This window comes from Hufsiella ginkgonis (assembly GCF_009834915.1).
Taxonomy (GTDB): Bacteria; Bacteroidota; Bacteroidia; order Sphingobacteriales; family Sphingobacteriaceae; genus Hufsiella; species Hufsiella ginkgonis.
This window is the reverse complement of record NZ_WVHS01000004.1, coordinates 581,787-602,864: the sequence shown is the minus strand read 5'-3', so window position 1 is coordinate 602,864 and position 21,078 is coordinate 581,787. Positions and strand designations below refer to the sequence as shown.

Here is a 21,078-nt window from a genome sequence, read left to right as displayed (position 1 = left end):
CAATTAACCAGGCTATGAACACTCCCGAACAGGCATATTTCTACGCGAACCTGATCGTCAGGCGCTTAAAAGAAGGATTAACAGGTGCCGAAGAGCAGCAGCTCCAGGAATGGATCGCGGGCAACAAGGCGAATGCAAGGTTCCTGGAGGACCTGGAGAATGAGGCGAAGCTACGGGAGGAAATGGAATTCTTTTCATCGCTCGACACCGTGAAGGCCTGGAACCGGATCAATGCGGAAACAACAGGCCAGGGGCCGGGATTCGTCCGGAAATTCCTGGAAAAATGGCAGTACGCTGCGGCGATCGTGGTGTTGTTCCTGCTCACCGGGTTGATATTTCATAATTACCGGCAGGCAGCACCGAATAACCGTATCACTGCAAACGCTCCTAAGTTCAAGAACGACCTGCCTCCCGGGAAAAGCCGGGCTACGCTAATCCTGGATGACGGCTCCGCGGTACTATTAGGGACACCCGGCAAGTCGCTCGCGGTGTTGGGAGGGAGCAGCAAAAAGTTTCAAAAGCCTTCTTCATTTATTACGGTGAGCACACCGCGCGGGGGGGAATATAAAGTACTGTTACCTGATGGAAGTAAAGTATGGCTTAATTCATCGTCGTCATTAACTTACCCGGCGGTGTTTGCCGCGAAAGAACGGATGGTGAAGTTAACCGGCGAGGCGTATTTTGAGGTGGCCAGGAACAAGGTGGTCCCGTTTAAAGTGATGGCCGGTGATGTGGCGGTAAAAGTGCTCGGCACGCACTTTAATATCAAGGCTTACCGCGAGGAACACAAGATCAGCACTACCTTACTGGAAGGCTCCGTAGAAGTAAGCAAAGGAAACAGCACCAAAATGCTTTCGCCGGGCGAAGAGCTGCAGATCCTGGATGATTTCGACGAGATTGAAGGCGGCGACCAGTTGGCTGAGCCACCGATGATCCTTAAGGGCGGCAATACCGAAAGCGCGGTAGCGTGGAAGAACGGGCAGTTCCTCTTTAATAATGACGATATCCAAACCGTAATGATGCAGGTAGCGCGGTGGTACGATGCGGAGATCGAGTATGAGTCCAAAAACGCTGCGCTGCACTTTACCGGCAAAATCTCCAGGTATACAAATGTTTCGAAAGTATTAGATCTATTAGAACTAACAGGAGGGGTTCATTTTAAGATAGAAGGCAAAAGAGTGATCGTAACCAAATAAATAAGCGCCTGACCAGCGATGCCGGTATATACCGGAGCATCCCAATAAAAACAGCCGGAACGCTGCAACGTAGCCGGCTGAAATTAAGGGAAGAAAAGTACTAACAGACAATAATCCAATTACTAACCCTAAAAAGGCAAATGTATGAAACTAAACGTTTACTGCAAAAGCAGGGGCCACTCCTGCACACTACCCATTAAAATCGCGCGGATCATGAAGTTAACCGGTGTTCTATTGCTCGCAGCCTGTTTACAGGTGAGCGCGGCATCCTACTCCCAGAAAATTACGCTTTCAGAGAAGAATGCATCGCTCGAGAAGGTGTTCAGAAAGATCATGAAACAGTCGGATTTTATGTTCCTGTACAACAACGAGCAACTTCAGAAAACAAAGAACGTATCTGTAGAAGCCAGGGGCGCTTCTATCGAGTCGGTACTAAACCAATGTTTTAACGGACAGCCGGTAACGTATGCCATCTTCGAGAAAACGGTGGTGGTGAAGCCGCTGTCGGGAGACGTCAATTCCGAGCCGCTTCCGCCGGTAAAAATAGCGGGTAAGGTGGTGGACGAAACAAATCTCGGGTTACCGGGCGTATCTATTGCGCTTAAAGGCACCAGCGTAAGTGCAATTACCGATGCTAACGGGAACTTTACCATCACCGTTCCCGAGGAAAATGTTACCAACGGCACCCTGGTATTCAGCTTCCTGGGTTACCAGCGGCAGGAGATCCCGGTGAGCGGTCGTACCGCCATCAATATTAAATTGACCCCCGAGTCGCAGGCGCTTACCGAAGTAGTGGTGGTGGGTTATGGTACGCAAAAAAGAGGCGACGTTTCGCAGGCGATCACTTCGGTGAACGTAGAAAAAATGAAAGACGTACCGGTTACCAACCTTAGCCAGGCGCTGCAGGGCCGGGTGCCGGGATTGGTGTCGATCCCTAACTCTTACCGCCCGGGATCCGGCTCTTCGATACGTATCAGGGGTAACCGCTCGCTTACCGCCACCAACGAGCCGCTGTATGTAGTGGACGGAATCCCGATCACTTACAGCATCGACGACATCAACCCATTGGATATCGAATCGGTCGACGTACTGAAAGACGCCGCCGCCACCGCCATCTACGGATCCCGTGGAGCAAACGGCGTGATCCAGGTGACTACCAAGAAAGGAAAAGCCGGCAAGATCAGCATCGATTACAACGGGAACACTTCCGTGGAAAATATCCTGAGGGAAGTTGAAGTGTACAACGGTCCGGAGTTTGCGCAGTTCCGCCGCGACGCCTACATCGGCTCGGGTGTTTACAGTCCTACGCTAAACGCTTCAAATCTGCGGTACTTCCCGGACCCTGCGGCAGACTATGCTACGTTTACCAGCACCGACGACGCGCTTTGGAATAACGTAAAACAAGGTTACAACATCATCAAGATCGACCTGACCAGCAATCCGAAGGTTTTCCAGGTGGAGATGCGGCCCACTACGGCAGAGGAGCGCGCGCTGCTGCAGCGGCTGGGTTACCCGGTGCTTACCGAGGTAGCGGTGTACGACCCGTCGCGGCTTACTACCTTCGATTGGGGGAAAGCTGCACTGCAGCAAGGGCTTACGCAGAACCATAATCTTTCGTTAACCGGCGGTTCCGATAAGTTCAGGAGCTCTTTCGGCGGCGGTTATTTTCACCAGAAAGGGATTGACCCCGGGCAGGGCTACACCCGCTATAGCGTTTCGAATAACAATAATTTCCGGCCGGCCGATTTCATCAACATCGGTTCTAACCTCAACTACTCTTCGGCGATCCAGAACCAGGGGCCTGATGTATATTCGGCGGCGCTCGGCAACTTCCCGCTGGCGAATCCATATGATGCAGCCGGCAACTTACTGTTCAACCCCGGAGGTGATGCCCTCGTGGTAAATCCGCTCAACGATCCGAATACCGTTTTCAACGAATTCAGGCTCAACCGGTTACTGGCCAACGTTTTTGCGCAGGTAAACATCGTAAAAGGCTTAAGCTACCGCGCCGCGCTCGGTGTAGACCTCAACGACGTCCGCCAGGGCGTATTCAACGGTGCTATTTCGTCGGTAAGGCAGGGCAACCCGGCTTCTGCTTCGTACAATACCACCAACGGATTTACCTGGACGCTGCAGAACCAGTTGAGCTACAACCTCACACTGGCTGCCAAACACGATATTTCGGCCACAGTGGTACAGGAGCTTCGCAAGGAACGGGCAGAAGGCACCAGCGTCTCGGCGCAGAACCTTACCTACGAGAGCCAGAAATGGTACTCGCTGCAAAACAATACCGGTGGTATCGTGCCAACCGGGACGTTCAGGCAGACACAGCTGGCCTCGCACCTTGGGCGTATCAACTATTCGTACGACAGCAAGTATATTTTTACGGCTGCGCTGCGCCACGATGCGTCGTCGGTGCTCTCTCCCGAAAACAGCAGCCAGTTGTTCCCCTCCGCCTCAGTGGCCTGGCGTATGAGCCAGGAGGGTTTTATCAAATCGCTTTCATTTATCAGCGACCTGAAGCTTCGCGCCGGGTTTGGTGCTGTGGGGAACTCCGGCATCCAGCCCTACCTTACCGCCGGCGTACTTAATTCAACCCCGGTTTATTACAACTTCGGCGGCACCAACGCCCTGGGTTATTCGCCATCGTCGCTTCCCCTGCCAAACCTCACCTGGGAAAAAACCGTGACCAGGAACGCCGGTGCCGACTTCGCCCTCCTCGCGGGAAGGATTTCGGGCTCGGTCGATGTATACGAGTCTAATACCAACAGCATCCAGTCAAAGGCGCTTCCTGCCGCTTCGGGATACTCCCGGATCACCGTGAACCTCGGAAAGGTGCGGAACCGAGGAGTGGAAGTGGGCTTGTCTACAGTGAATATCGACCGGACAGCCGCCAAAAAAGGCGGGTTTAAATGGGTGACCGATTTTGCCTTCTCCCGTAACAAGGAAGCGATCGTAGCCTTAAATGCCGACGGCGCCACCGCCGATTTGGGTAACCAATGGTTTGTAGGTCAGCCGATCCGTAACTACTACGATTTTAAATCGCAAGGGATCTTCCAATATTCCGATACCCTGTCGGGAGGAATCCTGAAGGATTACTACTGGAAGAAGAACCCGGCAAATAAGGCGGCCAGCAGCAGTTTTCAGCCAGGCCGGATCCGCGTTGAAGATGTGAACGGCGACAGTATTATCAATGACAATGACAAGGTGAACCTCGGCTCGGGCAACCCGAACTGGACCGGGAGCATCAACAGTACCTTCTCGTTCAGGGGCTTCGACCTGTCGGCTTACGTGTATATCAGCCAGGGTGCGCTGCTTCGCGACCCGCGCCCGGGACTGGTAGGACGTTACCCTGGCATGAAGGTAAATTACTGGACGCCAACCAATCCGTCCAACGAGTACCAGCAGCCTAACCGGGGAAGTGATATTCCCTTGTACTGGCAGGCGCTTACCTTCCGCGATGCGTCGTTCGTTAGGGTAAGGAGCATTTTACTGGCTTATCATGTACCATCAACGCTGCTTAACAAGATCAGGATGAACAGCATGACTGTCTCGCTGAACGCGCTTAACCCGTTCCTGTTCAGTAAATACAAACGGTATGACCCGGAAACAGTGCCTTACACCTCCACTTATCCGTCCAGCAGTACGGCTAACCCCGCAGCTACCTCCTTTAGCTACCGGAGCTTTGTGCTGGGGTTGAGAATGGGCATATAATTGGTTAAATCATAGATGAAGAACGATATGAAAAAATATATAATACAGGCACTTACTTTTTGCGTAGTGCTATGCGGGGTCTCCTGTAAGAAGTTTATTAAGGAAGAACTGGTGAGTACGCTTACGTTCGACCATTACGAAACAGACGCAGGGCTCGAAGATCTTGTACGCTCGGCCTACGCACCCGTGCGGTGGAAGTTTAACAACGAGCAGGGATATGCGCTGTTTAATTTCGGGGATGACGAGTTTATCCTCGGCGACCAGTTTAACCGCGAACATTACAATCGCTACAACCAGGTGCTGAACGCCAACGAGTCGTTCCTGAACGAACTGTGGACCAATAATTATGATGGCATAAACCGTTGTAATATCGGTATCGAGAAGATCGGCGCCTTTAGCGACGGTGCGTCGAAGCTGCTGGGAACCTATACACTCCGCACACAGCGGATAGGGGAGCTTCGTTTTCTTCGGGCTTATTATTACTTTATGATGGTGCAGCAGTTTGGCGCCATCCCGCTGGTACAAACATCCAGCCTGGAGATCAGGACAGACTTTAAACGCGATCCGGTGGCGGATATTTACAAGGCCATTATTGCCGACCTGCAGTACGCCAAGAATACCCTTGCGCCTACCACCGCCCAAATGGGCCGGGCTACAAAGGGCGCCGCGCAGCATTTTCTTGCGAAGGTATACCTCACCCGCGGCAGCGCGGTAACCGACCAGCGCGGCCAGCAAGCTACCGACATGGATAGCGCCGCTTATTATGCCGATCAGGTGATCGCAGGTCCCTTTATCCTCGAGCCCGATTATATGAATCTTTTCATGGGTGTATATCCCGCAGGGTACCCTAACGTAGCCACCCCGGCTATCGGGGTCGACGGCGCCGCCCCCTCAGGCGACTATAGCAGGCTCCAGGCATCTAACAACAGTAAGGAAGTGATCTTTGCCGCCCAGTTCAAAAATGACCTGGTTTACAATGGCTCTTCGGGTAACCGCATGCACGAGTACTTTATCATGCAATATGACCTGGCGATTAACGGCCTCACCCGTAACGCCGACAACTTTAACGGGCGGCCATTCCGCCGGCTTGGCCCGTCTGACTATGCCATCGACCTGTTCGATCGTAAGAACGATTCGCGTTTTTACAAGAGCTTTCGCACGGTATATTATGGTAACACCATTCCCAGCCCGGATTCGAGACCCAAATTTACCACTGCCGATGCACCGAACCCTTCATTGGTAGGCAAGGTGAAAACCGGCGTAGGAGATACCGCTGCGCTGTTTATTGTAAACAACAGATCGAACCCCATCCTGAGCGCTGATATCGCCAGGTTCCGCTACCAGGTTTGGGCGCGTTATTTCCGGGCCACGCCTACCGCGCCCATCCAGGAGGGCTTTACCAATAGTAAATACCTTACCCTGGTGAAACACCTCGACCCGGTACGCGTAACAAATAACTTTAACGAAGAAGTAGGTGTAAAGAACGGCATATTAGCCCGTTTGGGCGAAACATACCTGATAGCGGCCGAAGCTTACGGGCGTAAAGGCGACTACACGAAAGCGCTCACCTACATCAACAAACTACGCGACCGTGCAGCTTACCGCGCAGGTGAGTTCAAAAATCCCCAGACCTGGATGTTTGACGGCGGCACCAAAGGCGATGTAGCCAGTACTGCCCCTGCCATGCAAGCTACCACCGCGCTGTTCACTACGAACGCGCCCAGCGAGAACTATCCCCCGACGGTTACTACCACTGCCGACCGGTTCATCCATTTTATACTGAACGAGCGTACCCGCGAGCTTTGCGGCGAACTTTACCGCTGGGAAGACCTTGTGCGTACAGAAACGCTGTTCCTGCGCGCCAAGCTGTTTAATAAGGATGCAACCAGCATTGCAGCTTACCATAAACTAAGACCGATCCCGCAATTCCAGATCGACCTGACAACGGTAGACGGTAAGCCAATGACCAGCGACCAGAAGAAATCTTACCAAAACCCAGGTTACTAATTATAGCAAACCCCTGAGCGCGATGGCCTCACAGGAACGGAACTTATGGTTCTAAGTCCCGTGAGGCCATCGGTCGTTATGGCTAATAAGCCGAAATATTTACTTAATGTGCCCTTTTGTGATTTTCAAAAATAAACTCCTGGTTTTTTTTGAAAGTGTTATCCATTAAGTATAGCCAAATTATTATCTCATAATTAATACGCACTTTTGTTAAAACGATGTTAGTGTCAATCTGACATTTTTTACGCCGCTCACCCAACAGAGCAGGATGCTACAGGTTGCAGCATTTATCACCTATCTATAAGTTTATACCAACAACCAATTATTATGTAGAGACCTTTACTATCCCCCTTACTTGTTTTTATCCCGTTTCATCAGCCTCCATCAGGCCGATCCAGGAGTTTATTTTCTTAAAAATTAAATATCATATCATTACTATGAGTAGAGTTACGAAAGTTTCATTGTTATTTCTGCTGGCAGCATTGGTGTTCACCAGTTGCCGGAAAAAGGAATTTGATGAATATTACGCGCGGCCCGACGGCCTGGCTGACCCGATTTACAAGGTACTGGAATCAAAAAAGAATTTCACCATACTCCTGGCCTGTATCGATAAAGCAGGTTACAAGGAGATTCTCGGGGAGGCCGGTTATTGGACCTTTTTCGCACCGACCGATGATGCGTTTAAGAAATATTTCCAGGATAATAATATTTCGGGCGTGGATAAGCTTGCCGACTCTACGGCCCGCAAGATCGTAACTTATTGCCTGGTATATAATTCATACCGAAAGGAGCAGCTCACCAACATGCAGACTTCGCTTGGCGTTGTGCCGGATGTGGCATTTAAACGCAAAACCGCTTATTACGACTTCGTTTACACGGAAAACGGTAAGAAGATGGTAGCAAATAACCGCAATGGATCGGCCTACGTGGTTAACGATAACAACAACAAGAACCTTCCGTATTTTATTGATAAGTTTCTTACCGCGAACGGCCTGACCAGTACCGACTACAAGTCGTTTTACCCGAACGCGACGTATACCGGGTTCAGCGTAGCCGACGCGAACGTAACCGAAGCTGATATCCCGGCCGAAAACGGGACCATTCACGTAATTGACAAGGTAATTGCGCCGCTGCCAAGCATCGAGCAATATATGGCCAGCAATTCCCAGTACAGCGAATTTCGCAAGCTGCTTAACAAGCTGGCGGTTTATATCCCCAATACGGAGCTTACCCGTCGCTATAATGTGCTCACCGGTAAAACGGATTCCGTTTACCTGAAGTCGTACAGCGCGCTACTGGCTTTTTCGCCGAACAACGAAAATTATATCGGGGCGACCGCTACCGAAGCACAGGCTACCGGCTGGTCGATTACAGTGCCGACCAACACGCAGCTGTTGGCATATACAAAAAAACTGCTCCAATATTACGGGGGAAGCTTTGACGCCGCACCTCCGCAGGTGTTGATCGATTTCCTTAACGCGCACATGTTCCGTAACGCCGTTTGGCCGGCACGGATCACTACCGAAGGAAACTTCCAGGGTGAAGCGGCCACTTACGCACAGGCCAATATCTTGGAAAAGAAAGTGCTGAGTAACGGGTTCTTTTATGGAACGAACCAGGTACAGGACGCCAACGTGTTCCGCACGGTGTACGGCTTCCCGTATCTCGATCCTAAATACAGCCTGATGATCCGCGCTATTGATGCAACGGACCTGAGAACCGCCATGAAGGTGCCTACCGTAAAATATACCGTATTTATGATGTCGAATACCGACCTGATCGCTAACAGGTATAACTTCTATCCCGACCGCAGCAACTCATGGGGATACCAGGCGACGGTTGGCGGCACGATCGACTACACATCGACCGCCAGCGACAGGGTTTATCGCATCACCCAAAGCTCGGTGGTGTATACGCCTAAAGGAGAATTCGATGATCTTTCAGGAGATGGGGTGGCCGAAGCCTTTAATGGTGAGTACATTCGTTTCAAGGCAGGCAAGGTATACGCCAGCGGTAACGTGGCTGCCGGTACTTCTGTAACCATCGACAGCTCGAAGAATGCCTACAACGGCAAGGTCTATTATACGAAAGGACTGCTCACTTTTGCTGAAAACACCTTTACGCTTGGTACCAGCATCGAATTGCTTGGCAACGTAGCGACTTCCAACGCCAACTATCCTTATTTTAACTTCTACTACCGCTACCTGGTCAACTCGTCGTTGTGGGTGGCCGCCACCAAGGACATCCTCGGCGTTAGCAGCGGTAGTTTCTACACAGTAAATATACCTACCAACGCCGCCATCATGGCTGCCGTTAAAAAGGGGCTGCTGCCGGGAAACATCCTTACCGGTGATCCGAACTTTACGCCGACAGCCGCGGCCGACAAGGACAAGGTGACGAACTTTATCAACTATTCCATCCTCAACAAATTTGCCGTTGCTGCCGATGGGAAGAAGGACGGCTTGTTCCCTACCCTGCTTAAAGATGTCAATGGCAATACCCGCTACGTTACCGTGTATTATCCTGCGGGAAATGTACCAAGCCAGATGCAGATCTGGGACGGCCAGCGGAAGGCAAACGATCCGGCCACCACGGCTACCATTAACATCAGTTTCAGCAATAACCTGGGCAACCGTGCGCTGATCCATTCGCTCAATAAAATTCTGGACTACAACTAAAAGCAAATCATTCGGATGAAAACGTTACTAAAAAGTATTTTTTGTTTGTTGATCGTCGTTGCCTTCGTACCCGCCCATCGTGCCAGGGCACAAGGGAGTACGAGGATCACGGTGACGGGGAAAGTCCTCGACAGCAAGGATAAACAATCCGTGATCGGGGCCTCGGTAGTAGAGCTTGATGCCGATAAGCGTACCATTCGCGGTGCGTCGACGGATATTGAAGGGAACTTCGCCATCCAGGTGTCGAACCCCAAAGGCACGCTCCAGGTCTCTTACCTCGGTTACAAAACCCAGGTGATCCAGATCAACGGCCGTACATCGATCAATGTGTTACTGGTGTCGTCGGCCAACGAGATCAGCGAGGTCGCCATTACCGCCCGCCGTACCGTAAGCAACGGTACCGGTTTAAACATCGACGAGCGGAATTCGACAGCTGCCAGTGCGACCATCAGCGCTGAAGACTTGAAAGAGCTTTCAGCCCAATCGATCGACCAGGCTCTCCAGGGCAGGTTACCAGGGGTGGATGTCGGCACTTCTTCCGGCGACCCGGGAGCAGGGATGTCTATCCGCATCAGGGGAACATCGTCTATCAACGGCTCTGCGGAACCGCTGATCGTACTGGACGGCATGCCTTATGAAACGCAGATCCCGCCGGACTTTAATTTCGGTACGGCTGATGAGCAGGGCTACGCACAGCTGCTGAATATCGCGCCATCAGATATTAAAGACATCACCGTATTAAAGGATGCAGCATCGACGGCGGTTTGGGGTTCCCGTGCTTCGAACGGGGTGCTTATCATCACTACCAAGCGCGGTACCATCGGCAAACCGATCCTTACCTATAATATGAAGGCCACGCTTTCGAAACAACCCGAGAACATCCCATTGCTCACAGGTAATCAATATTCGATGCTTATCCCGGAGGAGATCAATAACATGAACCTGCTTCCGCTGGATATTACCCGTAACCCGGAACTGGCTTATGATCCGCTGATGCCTGCCAACTATTATAATTACAGCAATAACAGTAACTGGATCGATGCGATCACGCAATTAGGGTACTCGCATGACCATAGTCTTTCTATGCAGGGGGGCGGCGAAAAAGCCCGGTACTATGCATCTGTGGGCTACCTTGGTCAGCAGGGTACCACCATCGGAACAGATCTCTCTCGCATCACTACCAAGATCAACCTGGATTATAACGTGTCGAGCAGGATCCGATTCCGTTCTGACTTTACGTATACGCACGTGAACAACACCCTTAATTATTCGGGATCGATAAGGAATATCGCTTATACCAAAATGCCGAACATGGCGATCTATTCGTATGATGAATACGGCAATCTTACGCCGAACTATTTCTCGCCGGCGGTAAATATCCAGGGACAGTATCGCGGTTTGAATGATAAAGGGGAGCTCCAGGGAACGGTAAACCCGCTGGCGATGGCGCAGGAAGCCATGAGCCACCTGTATGGCGAGCGTGTAACACCGAAGTTTAACCTCCAGTTCGATATCGTGCCTTCAAGGTTATTAACTACGCTCGATCTCCAGTTCGACATCAACAATACCAAGTCGAAAACGTTCCTGCCGCAAATCGCTACGGGGCGTCCGGCTACAGAAACCTTCGTGAACCGGGCCACTGATGCGGACGGCGACAACTTTATCGTGTCCTCCAAACTGAACTTCATTTATACGCCGCAGCTGCCGGAAAATCATACGCTGCAAACCCTGCTTTCGTTCCAGACGGATGACAGCAAGGTAGTTAATTATTATGCGTTAACGGCCAACACCGCCTCGTCTAACTTACAGGACCCGGCCGACCCATCGAGAACACAAAATGGCGACCTGAACCTGAAATCGACTAATAGCCAGACCCGTGCAGTAGGTGTGGTGTTAACCAACCAGTATTCGTTCATGGACCGCTATATCCTTAACGTAGGCGCCAGGGTTGACGGAAATTCGCGGTTTGGTTCGAACTACCGGTATGGTATATTCCCGTCCGTTTCTGCCAGGTGGCGTGCTTCGGGTGAGCCTTTTATGAAAAATGCTACCTGGATCGATGACCTGAGCTTCCGTGTGAGCTATGGCCAAAGCGGTAAACAGCCGAATAAAGATTACACTTTTTACAACACCTATAATCCCACCAGCTTTACTTACCTGGGCATGTCGGGTGTGGTGCCCGGCGCCATCGGCCTCGATAACCTTAAGTGGGAAACTAACATCGGCCGCAACATCGGGTTTAACCTTTGGACACTTAAAAGCAGGGTGAAGCTTGATGTGGAGGTCTATAAAAATAAGATCGTCGACCTTTTCTTCGACAAATTACAGGTACCGGACTATACCGGTTACACCACCCTGTCGGTAAACGTAGGAACCATGACCAACCAGGGTTTCGAGGTAGGCCTGAACACCATCCCATACCGCAGCAAGAAATGGACCGTCGGTTTTGATTTTAACGTTGCGCAAAACCTGAACATAATCCGCAAGGTGTCTGAGTTTTACCCGCGCACAGACGGCAAGAGGATCAACCAGAACGGCATCTACCGCACCTTCCTCCAGATTGGCAACCCATTCGGTTCTTTCTATGGCTTCAGGTACAAGGGCGTGTATTCAGACAAAAATGCCACCATCGCTACCGATGCAAAAGGTAACCAGATCGTTGGCCCTAATGACCAGGTAGTGTATATGCGCTTTAATTACCCGGCGACCGACTATACTTTCCAGGCGGGTGACGCCATGTACGAAGACATCAATAAGGATGGTAATATCAATGAAGACGATATCGTATATCTCGGAAACAGCAATCCAAAGGTAACCGGCGGTTTTGGTCCGAGTGTGACCTTTAAGGGGAACCTGCGGCTGCAGGCGTTTTTCAACTACAAGTTTGGTGTGTCTATGATCAATGAAACGCTTATGAAGACCACCAACATGTATAGCTATGACAACCAGAGCACACTGGTGCTTGGCAGATGGCGTAACCCGGGCGACGTAACCGATGTGCCCCGTGCTTTATACGGTTCCGGTTATAACTGGCTTGGATCTGACCGGTATGTATCTGATGCTTCCTTCGTAAAGCTTAAATCGGTAACCGCCCGCTATAACCTTACCAAACCATTACTGAGCAAATTACGTGTAAAAAGCGCAAGTGTATACGTAACCGGCGAAAACCTGTACACCTGGACGAAGTACAGGGGAGTTGATCCCGACGTGTCTACCAGGGGCTTGAACAATCCTTTTAGCTACGTAACCGATAAGGCCCTTACGCCGCCATCGAGAAACGTGCTGATGGGTCTGACAGTTGGGTTTTAAATTTTTAAAGATTGAATGATGATTAGAAATACGATAATTAAAGCAACGCTGATAGTCACCCTGGTAATGGCTTCATCGTGTAATAAGTGGCTGGAGCTGAAACCGCAGGACGGGCTGGTACGGGAAGATTTCTGGAAAACCAAGGAGCAGCTGCAATCGGCCGTGGTAGGCTGTTATGCGTCCATGGTTTCCGGCGGGCAGGTTGCCAACCTGTTTATCTGGGGCGAAATCAGGGCCGACATGATCACCCTTACCACTAACGCTTCGGTGGATGAGACCAGTCTTACCAATGGAGAGATCCTGTCGACCAATGCCTTTAGCGATTGGGGAACCTTGTATTCAACCATCAACTACTGCAACACCGTGATCCAATACGGCCCCGGCGTGATCAGCAACGATAACACGCTTACCCAGGCACAGCTGGATGCTTACCTTTCGGAAGCTTACAGTATCCGGGCGCTGATGTACTTTTACCTGCTGCGTATCTGGGGCGAGGTTCCCCTCCAGCTGAAAGCCAGCTCCAGCGATTCGAAGATCGAACAGCTGCCAAAAAGCACGAAAGAACAGGTTTATGCACAGATCCTTTCCGACCTTGACTTCGCGGTAAAGTACATTCCTTTCACTTATGGAAGCCAGGCGATGGACAAGGGCCGCATGACACGTTATGGCGTATATGCGCTGCAGGCGGATGTTTACCTGTGGAATGAGAAATACGCAGAGTGTATCACCGCTTGTAACGCCATTATCAATTCGGCGAAATTCGGCCTGATCGATGGCAGCAGCCAGTCGAACTGGTTCAACACCCTGGTATTTGTAGGAAATTCGAACGAAAGCATCTTCGAGCTTCAGTATGATAGCCAGATACTGAACCCGTTCTACGCGATGTTTTCGCCCGCTACCACCCGCCGTTACCTTGCCGCATCAAGGGTAACGGATAACATGTACGGCATCGATACTTCCGACCCGAATAAAAAAGACATCCGCTCCGATGCGGGGTTCGTACGCGCTTCGGACTTTACCATTTGGAAATGGATCGGTACCAATGACCTTACCATTACCCGCGCACAACCCGATTCGTACGCACACTGGATGGTGTACCGCCTGGCGGACGTGCTGCTCTTAAAAGCCGAAGCACTGGCATGGACCAGCAAAGGCGCCGAAGCACTCGCCCTGGTTAAAACTATCCGTACCCGTGCAGGAGCAGTTTCAGCTTCCGAGGAGTCGCCCGACCCGTCGAACGCACAGGATATTTCAGACTACATCCTGCGGGAACGCGGTCGCGAGTTCGCTTTCGAAGGTAAACGATGGTTCGATTACCTCAGGAACGCAAAACGTAATAACTATGCGCACCTCGACCTGATCACTTCGATGATCGCCGATATCGCGCCGCCTAACAGGCAGCAGTCAATGATCAGTAAGTACCGGGACGTGCGCAGCCATTACATGCCAATTTTCTTAAATGAGCTTAATACCGATAAGCAACTAGTACAAAACCCATTTTACCAATAATAAACGTAGGTTATGAAATACAATACCGTTCAAAAATGGATCGTACAGCCAGTATACCTGGCGGCGTTAGTCCTTGTTTTCCTTGCCGGCTGTAAGGAAGAACCCATTGTTTATAATACTAGCGAGTCGGTAAACATGACGAGCTACCTGGACAAATATCCCGACCAGTTTTCGGAATGGCGAAAGGTACTGGAACTTACAAACACCGCAGGCTTCCTGCAGGCATACGGTAGCTATACGCTCTTCCTTCCTACTAACGACGGGGTGAAGGCCTTCCTGCAGGAGAAAGGCAAAACCGCGGTGGAACAGCTTGACGTTACCGAGCTGAAAGATATCGTGAAGTTTCACCTGCTGAGCGATACCATCTCTACCACTAAGTTTAACGATGGTAAGTTACCCTCGCTTACCATGCAAGGCCAATACCTGATCACAGGCGCCGCTAATGTAAACGGCGCCACCAGGATCATAATTAATCGCCAGGCGAATATGGTGACCGCCAACATCAAGGTGGGCAACGGGGTGATCCATGTGATCGATCGCGTATTACAGCCTTCGAAACTGACACTGGCAAAAATGATCGAGGCGAATACCGCTTATTCGATCTTTACCCAGGCACTTAAGGAAACCGGCTTGTACGATACCTTAAATATTGCACCTGCCAGCAACCCGGATGCGAAAAAGGCACGCCTTACCGCGCTGGTAGAAACCGATGCGGTATTTAAAGCTGCCGGTTTTAATACGTATGCCGATCTTAAAGCCCGTTTTTCGAAAACGGGCAATCCCAGGCTGGTAACAGACAGCCTTCACATGTTCATGGCTTATCATATCCTTTATGAGGCTAAATACCTCGCGGACATCGTTTCAGCGCAATCGCACGCTACACTGGCTAACCCGGAGATCATTACCGCAAAGCTGGATGACGAACTCGTGCTGATCAACGACGGGGTGTTTAATAACATATACGAACCTGGGTTCACCCTTGGAAGAACCATTAGCGATAACTCGGCGACTAACGGCGTAATGCACGTAACCGCTCCTTATAAACCGGCCAATCTCTCGGCAACCAGCGGACATTTCGCTATTAAGGTGCGGGTCCCTTTCCGGGTAGACTGGGATGTTGCCGATTTCCCTGAAGTGCGCAAGCTTTCGGTATTCCGCAATACCGGTACCGCGAACTTTGTAAAGCCGTCGGCCACGGCGCCTTTCCAGATCGGCGGGTGGGACTTCTTTTACCGAAATGCCTCCACCACTATCGGGTATGTGAACGCCACCGGCGGATGGGTGTATAACGATTACCTGAACATGGGGATCGGGTTATCCAGCAGGGCCGACTGGGTTAAAATGAAAACCCCGCTGATCGTTCGCGGACGTTATAACGTTTGGATCTGCTACCGTACCCTTCAGCAGTCGGGTAACGGAACTTACCCGGCAGGCAGCCGCTGCCAGAGCCAGATCATTATTGATGACGGTGAGCCACTTGCCAAAACCCACGATTTCTGCGAGCCGATGCCTTCGGGCTCTACGGCCGAGCTGGAAGCGTTGGGCTGGAAATACTACACTTCGCCGGTTACCGCAACCAACTTTAACTCGTGGGTAGCTAAAAAAGTAGGTACGGTTGATATCAAAACCACCGATAACCACATACTGATGTTCAAGGTCATACTGGGGAGCCAGAGCCAGAGCTTCCTCGATATGATCCAGTTCATCCCGGTAGATGCGCCGTCGCAGATCATACCGCGATTCAAAACAGACGGTACCCTGGATAACACGCCTTTGGTAATTGCAGACAGGAAAATATAACCTGGTTCAAGGTCTAACCCCGAACCTCCAACCTAAAAGACAACAACAGAAATGAATATTCTAAGACAACGATTCGTACTGGTTCTCACATTCCTCACGGCCGCGATAGTATCGTCATGCACGGATAAGTGGGCGGACCATAACGAAATTACCGATCCTATGCTGGCGGTAGACCTGCTCGCGCAGATCAACAAGGATCCCGATCTGAGCAAGTTTAGCGAGTACCTGGCTAAAACCGGTTACGATAAGGTGGTAGCGTCATCCAAGTCGTTTACGGTTTGGGCGCCTACCAACCAGGCCCTGGCCGCGCTGGATGCATCCGTGATCGGCGACGACGCTAAGCTGAAGCTTTTCGTGGGAAACCACATCGCCAACCAGCTATACCTTACTACGGCGCCGCAGCCGTCTATGCGTATTAAAACGCTCAACGGCAAAAATGTTACATTCACCGGAACTACGGTAGAAGAATCGGCCATCGCCAAGGCGGATATTTATGTGGGCAACGGCGTTATTCACGTGATCAGCCAGCCTATCATTCCCAAGCAAAGTATCTGGGAGTACCTTAATTCTACTTCTACTTTGCAAAAAACGGAATTGATTTCGCTGAACTTCTCCGTACAGGATTCGTCGAAGGCCGAGCAGACCGGGGTAGATCCCGTAACCGGGAAACCTATCTATAAACCAGGCACGGGCATTATTAACAGCAACCGGTTCCTGCAGCGGGCAGATATCAGTAACGAAGACTCCCTGTACACCTATATCGTACTGTCTGACGCCGCGTTTACCGCCGAAAAAAACAAGCTTCAGAAATACTACAACGTAAGTACCGTGAAGGACAGTACCGACAGCATCACGCGGTTTCACGTGATCAAAGACCTGGCGTTTAAAGGAGTTCTTTCTTCGGATAACTTCCCGGGTACCGTATACTCCGTCCGCGACAGCGTGAAGTTCCGCCTGCTGAAGAGCGACGTGGTGGAAACCCGCAAAGTAAGCAACGGCATTGTATATGTAATGAGTAAGATCAATTACGACCTTGGCAATGGCACTTATGACCCGTACACCAAGATCAAACCGGTACTTATACAGGGGGAAAACGTTGCCTCAAACTCGTTCTCCGTTGCAGGGAAAACGTTTTCTATCCGGGTGCGGCGAAATCCCGACGGATCTACCTTCCGCGACCTCAACGTGGTAAACCACGGAACGGCCGGTTTTACGGCCCGGTACCGGTTTAATACCAACTCGGTTACCTATAAGGTTTACTGGCGGGTGGTGCGCGATTATAACCTTACTTATAGCGGTACGGCCACCGATCTTACGTGGTCTCCACAGAAACTGGCGTTTAAGACGGCTGCCGCCACCGACTTTGCACTCGTGGCAAAACCTGGTGCCGTGCCGTCCGCAATTCCTAAAACGTTTCTGCCCGATTATTCGGAGGTTTTGCTCGGTAATTACGCCATCGACAAGTACTATACAAATAGCACTAAATCCGGTGCTTTCGACGTGTACCTGGTGAGCAACACCACCACCACGAACGGCACCAATGATCTGTTGCTGGATTATATCAAACTCGTGCCTATCCTGCCTTAAACCGATCAACAAAGCTTTCAAAAAAATACCTGAATTATGCACATATTCACATTAACGGTAAAAAGAACTATTCTCCCGGCGATCATTATCTGGGCCGCTTCAGGCTCACTGTATGCCCAGCAGGATTCCGTGGCAAGGGCCGCCGCTGATTCGGTTGCAGCGGTGAGGAAGGATGAGAGCCGGACGAAGGCCAGCGGTACCGTCACAGAATCGTCTACCGGCAAGCCGCTGCCTGGTATCAGCATCAGCGTTCCCGGATATTCGGCCTCCATAACCAACGCCAACGGCGAGTTCAAAGTGTCTGTTCCCGATTACCAGGCGGTAATTGTGATCACCGGCCAGGGATATCAAACCAAAGAGGTAGCTCTTAAAGGCCGCAAAGAGGTCAGAATAAGCCTTTTCGAAGAAAATTATAATTCTGTATATGCCGCGGCCCAGCTCCCCTATGCCACGAAGCCGCTCAACCACATCCCGGTCGCCGTAACCAACATCGACGTTGCCGATAGCTGGCAGCGCTCTTCTGAAAGCCCGGATACTTACCTGCAGGGGAGAGTGCCCGGGCTCGACGTCACCCGTCGTTCCGGAACACCCGGCATTGGCGCTAACCTGCTGCTGAGGGGGTATAACTCGCTGTATGCGACCAACCAACCCGCAATTTTCGTGGACGGCATCCTTTACGACAACAGTAACTACGGGGTGTCGCTGATCTCCGGTCATAGCAGCAACCCGCTGGCAAATATCGATATTAAGGATATCGACAATATTTCGGTCCTTAAAGATGCGGCGGCATCAGCTTATGGCACCAAGGGAGCTAACGGGGTGATCCTGATCACTACCGCCAGGGCGAAGGAACAGGCTACCAGGATCGACTTTTCCGCTTACGGAGGCTTCAATTTTAAGCCGTCGAACCTGCCCGTGATGGGGATCTCAGATTACCGGATCTACCTCTCCGACCTGTTGAAATCGGCTTCGCTTACCAGCGCCCAGATCCAATCGCTGCCGTTTATGAACGACGATACGAACCCGGCTACGAACCCGAACTATTTCAGGTATCATTACAACACTAACTGGCAGGACCAGGTAATGAGCAACAGCTTCAACAATAATTATTACCTGAAGATCACCGGCGGCGACAATATTGCAACCTACGGCTTATCGGTCGGCTACCTTAAGAACGAGGGGATCACCGATCAAACAGATCTTTCGCGCTATCAGACAAGGTTCAATGCCGACCTTAACCTGTCTGCCAAGCTAAAGGGCACGGCCAACCTCTCTTTCGTTTCGAATGAGCAGGCGCTTAAAAACCAGGGCATTGCCAATAAAACCAATCCATTATACCTCGGGCTGGTTAAGGCGCCGTTCCTGCCGATACAGGACGTGTCTGAATCGGGCGCCGTTTCGCCTAACTATGCAGGAGTCGACATTTTTAACGTCAGCAACCCCGTAGCGGTGATCAATAACATGCAGGCAAACGATAAAAACTATCGTTTCCAGGGATCCGTGGGATTTGATTACGCGGTGAATAAAGCCCTCGGCGTAAAAGTGCTTATGGGAGTCACCTATGATAAGGTTCGCGAGAATATCTTTGTTCCTAACAAGGGCATCGTGCCCGATACGCTGAGTGCGGCAGTAGCGCTTAACCAGTCGGGAAGTAACGTGGAAAGATTGTATTCCCTGTTCAGCGATGCAAGGCTCACCTACGCAAAAACCTTTAACAACATGCATAACCTGTCGGCCAATGCCGGATTCAGGTTTAATGACAACTCGCGCGAAACGGACTATGGCCTGGGTTATAACTCGGCCACCGACGACTACGTGAGCGTGACCAACGGCCAGGCGCTGCTGAGACGGGTAAGCGGTGACAACGGGAAATGGCGCTCGATCAACAGCTATCTGAACGCGGATTACGAACTTAAAAACAAGTATTTCCTTTCGTTTAACCTCGCGGTCGACGGTTCTTCGAGGTTTGGAAAGGAAGCTTCGGCCCCGCTTACCATCGGCGGAAACCAGCTCGCGGTGCTGCCTTCGATAGCGGCAGGGTGGTTATTATCGTCCGAAAGCTTTCTTGCTGATTCGAGAACGATCGAGTCGCTTAAACTGCGCGCCAGCTACGGCCTTACCGCGAACGACGACATCGGGAACTACAGCGCAAGACAATATTATGTAACGCAAAACTTCCTTGGCTCACAAGGACTCGTACGCGGAAACCTCGCCAACCCGGCCCTGAAGTGGGAGACCGTTAAGAAACTGAATGCGGGCATAGACGCCTCTTTCCTTGGCGAACGCCTGGGCGTTACCGTCGACGTATTCAGGAATACCACCTCAGACATGCTGGTATACGAACCGGTGAACAACTTTAGCGGCTTTACTTCGGTGCTCACCAACAATGGCGGCATGAAATCGCATGGCGCGGAGCTCAACCTTAACGGCAGGCTTATTAACAAAGTGCTGAAGTGGGATGCCGCGTTCAATATCTCGGCCTACCGGAATGAAGTTACCAGGATCCCCAATGACCGGCTGACCACAGAATATGCCGGCGCCACTATCCTCACCCAAAAGGGGATGGCCCCGAACCTGTTCTATGGATACAAAACCAATGGAGTGTACGCCTCCGACGCGGAAGCCGCCTCCGCCGGATTGTCCAGCCGCACTTCCGGCGGTGTGGTAACTGCCTTTAAAGGCGGCGACGTGCGGTTTGTGAACACCAACGGCGATTCTTTTATCGATGAGCAGGACATGCAGGTGATCGGAAACCCCAATCCTGATTTTACAGGGATGTTCAGCAATGCCTTTAGCTGGAAACGGTTTTCGATGGATGCGATCCTCACCTTCAGCTCAGGAAACGATATCTACAATTATGTACGTCGCGGCCTCGAGTCGATGAACGGATTTCAGAACCAGACAGAAGTTGTATTAAATCGCTGGAAAGCAAACGGGCAGGTAACCAACACGCCAAGAGTGCAGTACGGCGACCCGGTCGGGAATGCGCGTTTCTCTGACCGCTGGATCGAAGATGGGTCGTATATCCGTCTCCGCACCATTTCCGTAAGCTACGATGTGCCCTTCAAAGCAAAAGGCTTTAAATACGCCAAAGTGTACCTTACCGGCAATAACGTGTTAACGGCCAGCAAATACCTGGGCTTTGATCCGGAATTCAGCGCCTCAGGCTCTGTATTTAACCGGGGGGTAGACACCGGGCTGGAACCGCAGTTCCGCAGCGTACAGTTGGGTATCAGAGTAGGATTATAATTTAAAAGAAGACAGCGTTAATAAAAAAA

General features: G+C 51.2%; 9 protein-coding genes. All 9 read left to right on the top strand.

Annotated features, from left to right (window positions below):
• The first annotated feature begins 14 nt into the window (after positions 1 to 14).
• The 9 genes from GS398_RS18735 to GS398_RS18695 all read left to right on the top strand — a co-directional run bounded on the left by GS398_RS18735 (position 15) and on the right by GS398_RS18695 (position 21,049).
• Positions 15 to 1,196: a FecR family protein gene (locus GS398_RS18735; protein WP_160908331.1), complete on the top strand. Its 1,182-nt coding sequence runs from the start codon at positions 15 to 17 to the stop codon at positions 1,194 to 1,196.
• 144 nt (positions 1,197 to 1,340) lie between these two features.
• On the top strand, positions 1,341 to 4,910 hold the full coding sequence (locus GS398_RS18730; RefSeq protein WP_160908330.1) for a TonB-dependent receptor: 3,570 nt from the start codon (positions 1,341 to 1,343) through the stop codon (positions 4,908 to 4,910).
• A gap of 27 nt (positions 4,911 to 4,937) precedes the next feature.
• Positions 4,938 to 6,917 carry a RagB/SusD family nutrient uptake outer membrane protein gene (locus tag GS398_RS18725; RefSeq protein ID WP_160908329.1) on the top strand — a complete coding sequence of 660 codons (1,980 nt, stop codon included), beginning with the start codon at positions 4,938 to 4,940 and terminating at the stop codon, positions 6,915 to 6,917.
• 437 nt (positions 6,918 to 7,354) lie between these two features.
• A complete protein-coding gene (locus GS398_RS18720; protein WP_160908328.1) occupies positions 7,355 to 9,595 on the top strand; it encodes a fasciclin domain-containing protein in 2,241 nt (746 codons plus the stop codon).
• A gap of 15 nt (positions 9,596 to 9,610) precedes the next feature.
• Positions 9,611 to 12,904, top strand: coding sequence for a SusC/RagA family TonB-linked outer membrane protein (locus tag GS398_RS18715; protein ID WP_160908327.1), 3,294 nt, complete (start codon positions 9,611 to 9,613; stop codon positions 12,902 to 12,904).
• A gap of 15 nt (positions 12,905 to 12,919) precedes the next feature.
• Complete coding sequence (locus tag GS398_RS18710) at positions 12,920 to 14,413, top strand: RagB/SusD family nutrient uptake outer membrane protein (RefSeq protein ID WP_237488247.1); 1,494 nt, start codon at positions 12,920 to 12,922, stop codon at positions 14,411 to 14,413.
• A 12-nt stretch (positions 14,414 to 14,425) separates the two neighbouring features.
• Positions 14,426 to 16,213, top strand: a complete 1,788-nt coding sequence (locus GS398_RS18705; RefSeq protein WP_160908326.1) for a fasciclin domain-containing protein — start codon at positions 14,426 to 14,428, stop codon at positions 16,211 to 16,213.
• A gap of 51 nt (positions 16,214 to 16,264) precedes the next feature.
• A complete protein-coding gene (locus GS398_RS18700; protein ID WP_160908325.1) occupies positions 16,265 to 17,800 on the top strand; it encodes a fasciclin domain-containing protein in 1,536 nt (511 codons plus the stop codon).
• A gap of 36 nt (positions 17,801 to 17,836) precedes the next feature.
• Positions 17,837 to 21,049, top strand: coding sequence for a SusC/RagA family TonB-linked outer membrane protein (locus GS398_RS18695; protein ID WP_160908324.1), 3,213 nt, complete (start codon positions 17,837 to 17,839; stop codon positions 21,047 to 21,049).
• The last annotated feature ends 29 nt before the right edge of the window (positions 21,050 to 21,078 follow it).

Bases quoted from the DNA above. Each gene is read 5' to 3' on its own strand.
- GS398_RS18735 (WP_160908331.1), top strand. From the start codon at position 15: ATGAACACTCCCGAACAGGCATATTTCTACGCGAACCTGATCGTCAGG.
- GS398_RS18730 (WP_160908330.1), top strand. From the start codon at position 1,341: ATGAAACTAAACGTTTACTGCAAAAGCAGGGGCCACTCCTGCACACTA.
- GS398_RS18725 (WP_160908329.1), top strand. From the start codon at position 4,938: ATGAAAAAATATATAATACAGGCACTTACTTTTTGCGTAGTGCTATGC.
- GS398_RS18720 (WP_160908328.1), top strand. From the start codon at position 7,355: ATGAGTAGAGTTACGAAAGTTTCATTGTTATTTCTGCTGGCAGCATTG.
- GS398_RS18715 (WP_160908327.1), top strand. From the start codon at position 9,611: ATGAAAACGTTACTAAAAAGTATTTTTTGTTTGTTGATCGTCGTTGCC.
- GS398_RS18710 (WP_237488247.1), top strand. From the start codon at position 12,920: ATGATGATTAGAAATACGATAATTAAAGCAACGCTGATAGTCACCCTG.
- GS398_RS18705 (WP_160908326.1), top strand. From the start codon at position 14,426: ATGAAATACAATACCGTTCAAAAATGGATCGTACAGCCAGTATACCTG.
- GS398_RS18700 (WP_160908325.1), top strand. From the start codon at position 16,265: ATGAATATTCTAAGACAACGATTCGTACTGGTTCTCACATTCCTCACG.
- GS398_RS18695 (WP_160908324.1), top strand. From the start codon at position 17,837: ATGCACATATTCACATTAACGGTAAAAAGAACTATTCTCCCGGCGATC.